The organism is Larkinella sp. (assembly GCF_965227735.1).
GTDB lineage: Bacteria > Bacteroidota > Bacteroidia > Cytophagales > Spirosomataceae > Larkinella.
Map to the genome: position 1 here is coordinate 3,619,859 of NZ_OZ245776.1, position 11,403 is coordinate 3,631,261.

At 51.8% G+C, this 11,403-nt stretch carries 10 protein-coding genes; 7 read left to right on the forward strand and 3 right to left on the reverse strand.

All coding sequences use genetic code 11. The features are described 5' to 3' along the window. Positions 1-40: 40 nt before the first annotated feature. Together ACO064_RS14045 and ACO064_RS14050 are read right to left on the reverse strand one after the other, a co-directional pair. On the reverse strand, positions 41-1,486 hold the full coding sequence (locus ACO064_RS14045) for a S41 family peptidase (protein ID WP_421827918.1): 1,446 nt from the start codon (positions 1,484-1,486) through the stop codon (positions 41-43). A gap of 282 nt (positions 1,487-1,768) precedes the next feature. Then, a complete protein-coding gene (locus ACO064_RS14050; protein ID WP_421827919.1) occupies positions 1,769-2,425 on the reverse strand; it encodes a hypothetical protein in 657 nt (218 codons plus the stop codon). Positions 2,426-2,600: 175 nt separating this feature from the next. Between ACO064_RS14050 and ACO064_RS14055 the strand changes: the two genes are divergently transcribed. The 7 genes from ACO064_RS14055 to ACO064_RS14085 all read left to right on the forward strand — a co-directional run bounded on the left by ACO064_RS14055 (position 2,601) and on the right by ACO064_RS14085 (position 9,150). Continuing rightward, positions 2,601-3,638: an oxidoreductase gene (locus tag ACO064_RS14055; protein ID WP_421827920.1), complete on the forward strand. Its 1,038-nt coding sequence runs from the start codon at positions 2,601-2,603 to the stop codon at positions 3,636-3,638. Positions 3,639-3,772: 134 nt separating this feature from the next. Next, positions 3,773-4,249 (forward strand): MarR family winged helix-turn-helix transcriptional regulator, encoded by a 477-nt coding sequence (locus ACO064_RS14060; protein ID WP_421827921.1) that lies wholly within the window; start codon positions 3,773-3,775, stop codon positions 4,247-4,249. A 104-nt stretch (positions 4,250-4,353) separates the two neighbouring features. Further along, a complete protein-coding gene (locus ACO064_RS14065) occupies positions 4,354-6,807 on the forward strand; it encodes a 3-hydroxyacyl-CoA dehydrogenase/enoyl-CoA hydratase family protein (protein WP_421827922.1) in 2,454 nt (817 codons plus the stop codon). Positions 6,808-7,058: 251 nt separating this feature from the next. Further along, complete coding sequence (locus tag ACO064_RS14070) at positions 7,059-7,331, forward strand: hypothetical protein (RefSeq protein WP_421827923.1); 273 nt, start codon at positions 7,059-7,061, stop codon at positions 7,329-7,331. After that, positions 7,328-7,564, forward strand: coding sequence for a hypothetical protein (locus tag ACO064_RS14075; protein WP_421827924.1), 237 nt, complete (start codon positions 7,328-7,330; stop codon positions 7,562-7,564). The genes ACO064_RS14070 and ACO064_RS14075 overlap by 4 nt, the downstream gene beginning before the upstream one ends. Continuing rightward, complete coding sequence (locus ACO064_RS14080; protein WP_421827925.1) at positions 7,546-7,944, forward strand: type II toxin-antitoxin system VapC family toxin; 399 nt, start codon at positions 7,546-7,548, stop codon at positions 7,942-7,944. The genes ACO064_RS14075 and ACO064_RS14080 overlap by 19 nt, the downstream gene beginning before the upstream one ends. A 30-nt stretch (positions 7,945-7,974) precedes the next feature. Further along, entirely contained in the window at positions 7,975-9,150 is a 1,176-nt protein-coding gene (locus ACO064_RS14085) for an acetyl-CoA C-acyltransferase (RefSeq protein ID WP_421827926.1), read from the forward strand. Positions 9,151-9,189: 39 nt separating this feature from the next. Here the strand turns inward: ACO064_RS14085 and ACO064_RS14090 are convergent, their stop codons facing one another. Then, on the reverse strand, positions 9,190-11,259 hold the full coding sequence (locus tag ACO064_RS14090) for a LysM peptidoglycan-binding domain-containing protein (RefSeq protein ID WP_421827927.1): 2,070 nt from the start codon (positions 11,257-11,259) through the stop codon (positions 9,190-9,192). Positions 11,260-11,403 lie beyond the last annotated feature (144 nt).

Consider the following 11,403-nt stretch of genomic DNA (forward strand, 5'->3'; position numbering starts at 1 on the left):
TTTTACATTTATGATTTTTTGTATTTGAAGTCCAAACCCATCACCGATTCAACGGGCTCCGGTCGTCGAACATGTTGCTGCCGCCGGCCCGGCGTTCAACTGAGGAGCCGATGGCAGGCAGTTGCGGTCCCTGATCGGCGGAAATGCGGGCCGTTCCGTTGCCAACAATCTGGGCCACGGCCGCATTCAGGTACTCTTCTTCCAAATTGCCCAATGGTTTTAAGTCCAACGGTTCGCTTTTTATGATTGTTGGCGTAAAACCGGTCGAATAATCGGACTGATTCTGGGCGTTAAAAGACTTGAAGACAATGGGTTGCATTCCCCACTTGATTTTGCCGGTTTCGTCCGAGATCGTAATGGAACCCACATTCTTGCCGTAGGTGGTTTCGCCGATGGTGATAACCGGCATAAAAGGCTTCAAGCCATTGATGATCAATTCGCTGGCCGAAGCAGTTCCACCCGTTATCAGCACGAACACCCGCGACAGGTTGCCACCAATGTTTTGCGCCTTGGTCTGAAAACGGGTCGTTAACTGCGCCGTCTGGTTTTGACTCTGGAGTTCCGCCATCACATCCTTATTGTATTCCGTGCGGTAAAACGTTTTCGTGTTATCGACTCCTTTGGCAATCATACTCGCCAGTTTCACCGACGACGACACGTAACCGCCCGGATTGTAGCGCAAATCGAGCACCAGTTCATTGACACCCCGGGCCTTGAACTCGCTGAAAATCTGTTCCAGTTTCTGGTCATAAACGGGCGTACTACTTCCGTTCGGGCCGGGAATAAATTGATTATAGACCAGATAACCAATCCGTTTGGCCCCGATAATGTAAATCGAATCCAGCAGAACCGGATTTTGCTGAAACACTTCGGCGGTTACGGTTTTTACCGTTTGCGTATCCACAATTTTGCCGGCTTCTACTTTCGCCAGCCCATAGGCAAATGTGGTTGGGTCATTCGCCAGCGAGGAATAATTACTGGTCGTCAGTTTCTGACCGTTGATCGTCGAAATAAAATCGCCCCGTTTCAGACCAGCTTTGTCGGCCGGAGAACCGGGCAAAACATACAACACTTTGATAATGACTTCCGTCGAACCTGCTGATCGCAGAAAATACTTGACCTCAAGACCCGTTGTTTTTTGTTCTCCACTCAACGAGGCTTTCAGATCGGCAGCACTCTCCTGAATCCACGAAAACCGGTCGCGCTCCGGGTTAGCCCGGTTGGTATAATCATACAAAAGTGAGTAGAAAAAAGCACTGGGACTCAGCGTGGTATCCGGACTGGCCGGAATTTTATCGTTCCAGTAATAAACCGTCTGCATGTTCTCCAGAATCCAGTTATTCACCGATTGATCGGCTTTTGCAGGAGTGCCACTCACCGGCGACTGCGGGGTAACCGAGGGGTCTTTCGTACAGCTTGTTAGCCAAATTCCGACCCCTACCGTTACGATCCAGGTACAAGATCGGGTGCTTAAAGAAAGCTTCATCAAGTTGTCTGTTGATAGTTCTTAAACCGTTATTCTAACGCACTATTGGTCGCTATATTTTAAGAGGTTGCCAGACTGATTGTCCGGACAAACACCTCAATTAATTGTATTTAAGCCAGCAATAACGCCCAAAATAGTAGTTAAACTATAACATTATCAAGTAAAGAAGCCTTTAATAAGGGTATTTTCTTCCAAAGAAAACCGCTAAAACGACTTGTGCGCTTCGGGCCTCGCTATCAATTTATGCGAAAGACCGAAGCGCACAGGCTGCTGTAATCGACCTTATTTCTCTTTCTTACCCCAGCTCACTTTGAATTTTCCCTCTGTGATTGAGATTTCACCGCTGCCTTCGGTGCGTTTGGTGTTGTCGTGGTCGTGCGGACCCGACTTGGTCAACATACCGCCACCGGCCGCCGTGATGGCTTTGTCTTCCAGGTTCTGCCGGATTCCAAAACCGGAAATGGTAGCCAGGGCCCGTTTTTTATACGTCACTTCTTTTAAGGTGGCCTCAAACGTGCCTTCAATGCTGTTATCCGTCACACTCGTGATCGTCACCGTCCCTTTCCACGACTCCCCATCGCGGAACGCGTGACCCAATCCTTTCGCTTCCTCGGTGTAATCGACCAGCGCCCAAATCACGTTGCCGTTCGATTCCTTGTATTTCTTTTCCATCTCCCGGTCGTTTTCTGCAATAACCGGATAGGTGCCCGGTTTTAGTTGGTCGACATACACAAAACGAATCCAGGTTTGCACATCCGGACTCACGTTCATCCCGGCAATGGCGAGGTATTTAACCCCGGTAAAGGGCAGATTGAGCCGCTGGGCTTTGGCTTGCCACTCTTTCCCGTTAATTTTGGCAGAAACGACATTCTCCGGCGTCTGTGCATATGTCAGTACGCTCCAGCCGAAGGCTACGATAAGGGCGAAAATCTTTTTCATAAAGTATTCTGTTCGTTGTTGTTAGCAGGATTTCGGAACAAACATACGTGAATCAGCACCAATCCGGTTACCATTCACGAAAAGCCGTTTACAAAAATAAACTACCTTGCCGGTTCTGGTTTTCAAAACCGGTCTGTATTGCTATTAAATCCTGTTAAAACCGCTCTTTTCCCGTATGAAACTGCTTTTGTTCCTGCTGCTTCCTTCCCTTGTTTTTGCGCAATGGCAACCCCAAACCAGCGGCACCGACGCCAACTTTCGGGCCGTCAGCGCGGTGAGCCGGAAAGTGGTCTGGGTGGGTGGCAGCAAAGGCACCTTCGTCCACACGGCCAACGGCGGAAAAACCTGGAAAACCGGAACCGTGCCTGGGGCCGAAAGCTGCGATTTCCGGGATGTTCAGGCTTTCAGTGCCAAAGAAGCGATTCTAATGGCCGCGGGGCCCGCCGAAAAAGGCCAGGCACGATTGTATCGCACCAACGACGGCGGCAAAAACTGGAAGCTCATTTACCAGACCAAACAGCCCGGTGTTTTTTTCGACTCGATGGATTTCTGGAATCGTTGGGAAGGCATGGTGTTCAGCGATCCGGTTAATGGAACCTGGTATGTGATGACCACGACGAACGGTGGCAAAAACTGGAAGCGGGTTCCGGCGGAAAACCTGCCCCTCCTTCCCACGGGTGAAGCCGCCTTTGCCGCCAGCGGAACCAGCCTGATCACGCGGGGTTATAAATGGCGAATGAATAGTTACCAGCGGGCCTGGATTGCGTCGGGGGGCGTTGGCAACGGGCGATTATATACGGCGGCAACGCCCGAGTCGACCTGGCAAATGATCGAAACGCCCATTCCGGCGGGTCCAACGGCCGGCATCTTTGGGCTTTGGTTCGACGCGCAGGGCCAGAACGGCATGGCCGTCGGGGGCGATTACAAAAATGAAAAAGGCGTCTGGCAGAACGTGGCCGTCACCACCGATGGCGGTAAAACCTGGAAAGCCGGCACTCCCACCGACCCGCCGGGGCTGAAAGAAGCCGTCGGGCGGTTGTCGGGCAAGCGTTTCATCGCGGTGGGGCCATCGGGAACGGGTTACACCGACGATTTCGGTAAAACCTGGACCAAAATTGACGATTCGGCTTTCCATTCCATTGACTGTTCGGGCGGGCAATGCTGGGCGGTGGGAGCCAAAGGAACGATTGCGGTGATCAGAGAGGTGAAGTAGCGGTTTTGTGCGCTCTTTGTCGTCCGGTTTTATCCCAATTTTATCTTCATTTCTTCAATAGTATGCTTGCATAATACCTCGTCTATATAGTAGCTTTACAGTTGATGGCCCCTAACGAGCAACGAGAACTGAAGATGAAGAAAGAGAAAACCGTCGATTATCACATTAAAACGGGTTGGCACGCAATTTCGCGGATGTACAATGCCTACGCAATCCGCTACGATATGACGATGGCGATCGGCTATGTGTTGCTAAACATCGACACTGAACAAGGCACGCCCGCTACCAAAATCGGGCCGTTGCTGGGCATGGAGCCGCGCAGCCTCGTCCGGATGCTGAAAAGCCTGGAAGAACGCGGCTGGATTCGGCGGGTCATCGACGAAAACGACAAACGGTTTGTTCGTATCGTGCTGACGGATGCCGGAAAAGAGAAACGCGAAGTAGCCCGGGAAGGCGTCATCCAGTTCAATAACCTGATTCGGGACAATATTCCGCTGGAAAAACTGGTGATTTTCTTCGACGTCATGAAGGACATCAACCGGCTGGTCGAGGATGAAAATGCCAAAATGAAAACGAGTGGGATCGTCCTAAACTCGGATTACGCAGATTAAAGGATTAGCAGGATATAAAAGACGTCAAATGATTGATAGGGGAATCCCAGTTAATCCTTTCATCTGCGTGATCCGAGTTCAGGACGGTTCAGACTTACAAAACCATGCAAACAACCCTTTCAAAACCACAATCTGAAGGCCGGACGCCGACTACCAAAAACCGCAGCATTCGCCGGGTAGCCGTTCTGGGCTCCGGCATTATGGGCTCGCGCATTGCCGCTCACTTTGCCAATATCGGCGTCGATGTGCTGCTGCTCGACATCGCTCCCAGCGCGCTGACACCCGCCGAGGAAGCCAAAGGACTGACGCTCGACAAACCCGCCGTTCGCAACCGGATTGTGAACGATGCGTTTCAGAATCTGCTGAAAGCCAGCCCGGCCGCACTCTACAGTCCGAAATTTGCCCAACGAATTACGCTGGGGAATTTCGATGATAATCTGCCAGAAATCGGCAAATACGACTGGATTATGGAAGTGGTTGTCGAACGGCTGGACATTAAAAAATCGCTATACGAGCGCGTCGAGCAATACCGTAAACCGGGCACGCTGATCACCTCGAACACTTCCGGGATTCCGATGTACCTGCTGACCGAAGGCCGGAGCGAGGATTTCCGGCGGCATTTCTGCGGAACCCACTTCTTCAATCCGCCCCGGTATCTGCGCCTGCTCGAGATCATTCCCGGCCCCGACACCGACCCGGCCATCATCGATTTTCTGATGAAATACGGCGATTTGTATCTGGGGAAAACCACGGTTTTGTGCAAAGACACCCCCGCGTTCATTGCCAACCGTTTGGGCATCTATGCCATGATCCAGACCATTCGCGTGGCCGAAGAAATGGGGCTGACGGTGGAGGAAGTCGACAAACTGACCGGCCCGGTGGTGGGTCGCCCGAAATCGGGAACATTCCGGCTCTCGGATGTCGTCGGTCTGGACACGACGGCGAATGTCGCCAACAACCTGCTGAACGTGCTGACCAACGACGAGTCGAAAGACACCTTCCAGTTGCCGCCCGTCATGCAGAAACTGATGGAAAACAAGTGGCTGGGCGACAAAACCGGGCAGGGATTTTACAAGAAAATCAAGGACGAAAAGGGTCAGTCGGTCATTCTGGCGCTCGACCCGAAAACGTTCGAGTATAAACCGTCGCAGAAGGTCAAATTCGCGACGCTGGAAGGCACCAAAAGCATCGACAATCTCAAGAAGCGGTTTTCGGTTCTGCTGGCCGGTCAGGACAAGGCCGGGGAGTTTTACCGCAAAACCTTCGCCGATCAGTTCCGGTACGCCAGTCTCCGCATTCCCGAAATCGCCGACGAACTCTACCGCATCGATGCCGCCATTACCGCCGGTTTTGGCTGGCAACTCGGCCTGTTCGAAACCTGGGACGCTATCGGCATTCGCCAGGGAATCGAATTGATCGAGTCGCAGGGGTCAAAACCGGCACAGTGGGTCTACGATTTGCTCGATGCCGGTTTTGATAGTTTCTACAAAGTGGAAGGCGGGGTCCGGAAATACTACGACATTCCGACGAAAAGTTACAAAGCCATTCCGGGAACGGAGCAGTTCATTTTGCTGGAAAGTTTGACGAACAATGTGGTTTGGAAAAACGCCGGGTCGGTCATCTACGATCTGGGCGACGGGATTCTGAACCTGGAATTTCGCAGCAAAATGAACACGATGGGGGCCGAAGTGATCGAAGGCATCCACAAAGCCATTAGCCTGGCGGAGAAAGATTTTCGCGGTTTGGTGATCGGCAACGACTCGTCGGAGGCTTATTCGGCAGGGGCCAATCTGGCGACACTGTTCATGTTTGCCATTGAGCAGGAGTTTGACGAGATCAACCTCATGATTGCGCAGTTCCAGCAGACGATGATGCGGGCGCGGTATTCGTCCATTCCGGTCGTGGGCGCTCCCCACTCCCTCGCCCTCGGCGGGGGTTGCGAACTGAACCTGCACGTCGACCGGGTGGTGGCCCATTCCGAGCTGTACATGGGTCTGGTGGAAGTGGGCGTCGGCCTGATTCCGGCGGGGGGCGGTACCAAAGAAATGGCCGCCCGCGCCAGCGATCTTTACCAAACAGGTGACCCCGAACTGAACATCCTGCAAAGCATGTTCATGAACATCGCCACCGCCAAAGTCTCGACTTCGGCGCAGGAAGCCCGCGAAATGAATTACCTGCTGCCCTCAGCGCAAATCGTGCTGAACCGCAGCCGCCTGATTGCCGAAGCCAAGCAGGTCGCCATCGAACTTGCCGAAAACGGTTATACACAACCCAAACCGCGCAAAGACATCAAGGTACAGGGCAAAACCGGTATTGCGCTGTTCAAAGCCGGGATTACTTCCATGCGGATGGGCCGCTACATTTCCGACCACGACCAGAAGATTGCGGAAAAACTGGCGTATGTCATTTGCGGTGGTGATCTGAGTTCTCCGCAAAATGTATCCGAACAATATCTGATTGATCTGGAACGCGAAGCTTTTCTTTCGTTAACCGGTGAGAAAAAGACGCTGGAACGGATTCAGGGGTTATTGAATGGGGGGAAGCCGCCGAGGAACTAAATTAACGCGAACTATGAGATTTAGTGATTCGTTTTGCTACAAACATCAGTCCGCTACGCGGCCAATAATCCCATAGTTCGCGTTAAATTATATACGAATTCGAACAGAGTTGACTCAAAATTATGAACTGCTTTTACGCAATATGCCTTTGAAAAAAGGGAAGAAAGTGGCGCTAATCATTTTGGAAGACGAGTCGGAGGAGATAAACTCGAACGAAAACCGGTTTCCACTTCGGGGAAAACCGTTACGTTATGACGACCCTTTGGGATCGGCAACAGAAACTTCTGACTGGAGTGCTAATCAATAAACTCAGTATGAAAACGCAATTCATCACCGACGAGAAAGGCAACAAAACAGGTGTTATTTTATCTACTAAGGATTATGAAAGGTTAATGGACGAAGTAGATGAAGCACACACCGCTCGAATATATGATAAAGCAAAATCCAAAAAGCTCACGTTTCGTCCGTTTGACGAAGCTTTAAAGAACATTGAGCAAAAAAGATCTAAACGTAAAAGTATATGAACGTTCAGCAAGCAACTTCAGCCACTACCCAAACCGTCACCGTCGAGCTTTACAACGAACACGCCTTGAGCCTTCTTAAAGACCTGGAGCGTATGAATGTTCTGAAAGTGGTTGAAAAAACGGCTTCCGGAACGGGAATCAGCCGATTGCGGGGGGGCATTTCAAAAGAAACTGCGGATAAACTCCATCAACAACTGAACGAAATGCGCGACGAATGGCAGCGGGATATTTAAGTGACACGAACACCCTCATCGATTATTTATCGGAGAAATATCCAACTCAGGCTTTGGAATGGCTCGACGGGATTTACGAAACCGAAGCCGCTATTTCGGTTATTAATCAGATTGAAGCCTTGGGTTTTAACTTCGAGAATCCGGAAGAAGAGCAAAAATGCTTACAATTTGTCGATGCGTCAGTGATTTATCCGCTGGATGACGAAGTAGTTAGCCGAACCATTCAGTTGAGGAAGCAAGTCAAAATCAAACTACCTGACGCTATTGTTGCGGCTACGGCACTAGTCCATGATTTGCAACTCATCAGTCGCAATACCGCTGATTTTAACAAAATATCGGGGTTAGTTGTCATTAACCCATATGAATTACCTCAAAGTTAAATTCAACAAAACCAGAACCCAACAACCAAAATGGACGCATACATCGTAGCCGGATACAGAACCGCCGTCGGGAAAGCTCCCCGCGGAGGATTGCGGCTCACCCGCCCGGATGACCTGGCGGCTAAAGTCATTAAACACCTGCTCGCACAGGTTCCGAATTTTGACCCCGCGCGCGTCGAAGACCTGATCGTCGGCAATGCCGTGCCGGAAGCCGAGCAGGGCATGCAGATTGCCCGGTATGTTGCCCTGCTGTCGCTGCCCAACAGTGTGCCGGGCATGACCATCAACCGGTATTGCGGATCAGGACTCGAAGCCATCGCCATCGCATCCGCCAAAATCCACGCCGGACTGGCCGACTGCATCATTGCGGGCGGCACGGAGTCAATGTCGCTGGTGCCGGTGATGGGCTGGAAAACCGCCCTGAACTTTGAAATCGCACAGAAACACCCGGACTACTACATCGGCATGGGCCTGACCGCCGAACAAGTGGCCGAGCAGTTTAAAATTGGTCGCGAAGACCAGGATCAGTTTGCCTTCGAATCACACCAGAAAGCGCTGGCGGCTCAGGCAGCCGGGAAGTTCGACGGGGAAATTGTGCCGATTGCGGTGAAAGAGACGTATTTCGATGCCGATTCGGGCAAGAAGAAAACCCGCGAATGGACCGTTGGCAAAGACGAAGGCCCCCGCGCCGACACCAGTTTTGAAGCCCTGAACAAACTGAAACCGGTTTTTGCCGCTGGCGGCTCGGTGACGGCAGGAAATTCATCGCAAACATCTGACGGTGCCGCGTTTGTCATCGTGATGTCCGAAAAGCTGGTCAACGAACTGGGATTGAAACCGAAAGCCCGCATGGTTTCCTACGCGGCCGCCGGTGTGGAACCGCGCATCATGGGCATCGGACCGGTGAACGCCATTCCGCTGGCGTTGAAAAAAGCCGGGTTGAAGCAGGACGACATCGACCAGATTGAACTGAACGAAGCCTTTGCGGCCCAATCACTGGCGGTTATTCAGGAACTCGGACTGGATCGCAGTAAGATTAACCCGAACGGTGGCGCCATTGCGCTCGGCCACGCGCTGGGTTCGACGGGCGCCCGCTTGTCGGTGCAGTTGTTGAATGAAATGGAGCGTCAGAACCAGAAGTACGGCATGGTTTCGGCCTGCGTCGGCGGAGGTCAGGGCGTGGCCGGAATTTTTGAGCGGCTTTAAACCGTAATTGAATCTAAAGACAAGGGGCTTCGGCCCCTTTTATTTTTTCCGGATGACCAATCGCGCGCCCACAACCGCCGTCAAATCCGGCAAATTGTTCCATTGGCGAACCTGCTCCGGTTTTACATTGTATCGCAAGCCAATCCGGTACATATTTTCACCGGGTTTTACCACATGAATGAGTTCACCCGTTGCATTGACCGGCACTGTGGCCGGTGCTGCCGGTTTTGCCACAGGCGGTCGAGCCGGAGCAGGTTTAGCGGCCAGCGGCACTAAACCGGTTTTCGTGGGTGACTTCGATTGATCGATGAGCAACGCCTGGCCGGGGCGCAGCGGTTTTTGAGCCGACAAATTATTCCAGAGGTACAACTGCGGCACCGTTACGTTGTATTTGCGGGCCACCGTCGCATAGGTATCACTTTTTTCCGCCACGTGCATAATCAGCGGACCACTCACCTCTTCCGGCTCTTCTTCGGTTTCTTTCGCCGGAATCGGTTTCTCCGCTGCCCGAACGGGCTGAATGGTTTTGGTAGCACCTGAGCGGAATTGCGGGGCTTCCGGTTCGTTCAATGCCGCAATCATACTGTCCAGCGTCGACAGAGTGCTTCGGCTCGGAACGGTGGTCAAAGGCTTCTCGGCAATTGCCAGCCGCTCGGGCTGCTCAGTCGGCTCTGGTTTCAAAGCGACGGGTTTCTGATCGGCCGAGTCCGGTTTGATAACGGCCAGAACCGGTTCGGTTTTAGGCGTCAAAGGTGGTTCGGTGGGTGTGCGGTAATATTCCACCGGCAGGTTGGAGGGTCGCTTCTTCTGCAACCATAAAATCCGGTTCACCGCGGGTTGCTGCTCCGGATTGACCCCATTGTATGCAATCAGTTTGCGAAGTTTAATCCCGTATTGCTGCGCGATGGCCCACAGCGACTGCCCGCGTCTGACAATGTGAAACGGCACGTTGGCCCGTTTCCTTTTTTTCCGCAGGTAATAAATTTCACCCGCAACAATTGGCTGGTCGCTTCGCAGGTCATTATACTTCTGAAATTTACTCACCTTCACTTTCCCCTCATAGGCCAGCGTAATCCGGTTATCGAATAACTGCGCCTGAACACCCTTTTTCCCGTTGATCTGGTAGAATACTCCACCCCGTTTACCGGGTTCCGCCGTACTTTTTTGTAATACCGGAAAACCGGCATCCGGGAGAGCCGCCTGACGATCGCCCGACGAACCGGTTTGCTGTTTCAACCCGGCATACTGTTCCGGCGTGGTCGGGACATAAACCGTATAATCCTCATTTTCCGGTATGCGGGGTGCTTTTAGCCAGGTATTATATCGACTAATCAGGGATTCGCTGACCTGACACATTTCCGCAATTTGCGACAGGCTTTTTCCCCGGGTTTCTTCATACGGAAACAAAACCGTTTGTTTCTGCGGATGATAAACCGACAAGGCGCGCTCCAGAACCATTTTAGAAGCCAGCAACCGGATTAAAAACACATCCTGCGGGTCATTGAGGGCGTAAGTTTTCCCATCTACGGGGTCTTGGGCCAAAAGCTGGGTCGAGTCTCCGCGCAACAGTTGATCGTATCGATGAATGACCGACACCCAGTTCGGCTTTCGGGTATACAGTTGTTTTAACCGGGTCAAAACGGCCCGCGTCGATCGGATGGGATGCCGCCGTTCATCCACAAAAATGTCAGTTTGAAGATCGTGCAGAACTGTCTTGTCCAAAGCCCAAAAACCGGAAGAACCCTCATCGGAAACCGATACCGGATGATGAAGCGCCAGAAATAAAAAATCGTCGGACAGGGAATGTTGTGCCAGAAGAGGCCGGATAATCGGAAAGTAGGCGTTCATTCGTTCCAATCGGGCCGTCACCAACGCCCGATTGACATACAACAATTCTGCTTCCTGTTGAACAGAATGCTGCGTGGCCGGGGTCAACAGAATCGTTACACCGGCAAATTCCAGTCGGTTATCAATCCGGGGAACACCCTGAGCATGAACGGCTCCACCCTGAAGCAGAAGGCCTACACTCAATCCAAACAGCCGCCTGATGAACGACGGATTCAGACCGCACCGGAATACCGCTGGTCTGAATTTATTTTCCTGGATCATACCTGCGCAATAGTCGTACTCAATAATACACGAAATATACAGTTAAATCATACATGTACAAGCAAAAAAGAGATTAATTTTATACTTTATAGCTACAAAATGACCCATTCCGTTAACAAACCGCAGGACTGCTTTCCACCAAAA

What these genes read in the sequence shown, in the direction of transcription:
- ACO064_RS14050 (WP_421827919.1), bottom strand. Translation starts at nt 2,425, where the DNA reads ATGAAAAAGATTTTCGCCCTTATCGTAGCCTTCGGCTGGAGCGTACTG.
- ACO064_RS14070 (WP_421827923.1), top strand. Translation starts at nt 7,059, where the DNA reads ATGACGACCCTTTGGGATCGGCAACAGAAACTTCTGACTGGAGTGCTA.
- ACO064_RS14060 (WP_421827921.1), top strand. Translation starts at nt 3,773, where the DNA reads ATGAAGAAAGAGAAAACCGTCGATTATCACATTAAAACGGGTTGGCAC.
- ACO064_RS14090 (WP_421827927.1), bottom strand. Translation starts at nt 11,259, where the DNA reads ATGATCCAGGAAAATAAATTCAGACCAGCGGTATTCCGGTGCGGTCTG.
- ACO064_RS14045 (WP_421827918.1), bottom strand. Translation starts at nt 1,486, where the DNA reads ATGAAGCTTTCTTTAAGCACCCGATCTTGTACCTGGATCGTAACGGTA.
- ACO064_RS14065 (WP_421827922.1), top strand. Translation starts at nt 4,354, where the DNA reads ATGCAAACAACCCTTTCAAAACCACAATCTGAAGGCCGGACGCCGACT.
- ACO064_RS14080 (WP_421827925.1), top strand. Translation starts at nt 7,546, where the DNA reads ATGGCAGCGGGATATTTAAGTGACACGAACACCCTCATCGATTATTTA.
- ACO064_RS14075 (WP_421827924.1), top strand. Translation starts at nt 7,328, where the DNA reads ATGAACGTTCAGCAAGCAACTTCAGCCACTACCCAAACCGTCACCGTC.
- ACO064_RS14055 (WP_421827920.1), top strand. Translation starts at nt 2,601, where the DNA reads ATGAAACTGCTTTTGTTCCTGCTGCTTCCTTCCCTTGTTTTTGCGCAA.
- ACO064_RS14085 (WP_421827926.1), top strand. Translation starts at nt 7,975, where the DNA reads ATGGACGCATACATCGTAGCCGGATACAGAACCGCCGTCGGGAAAGCT.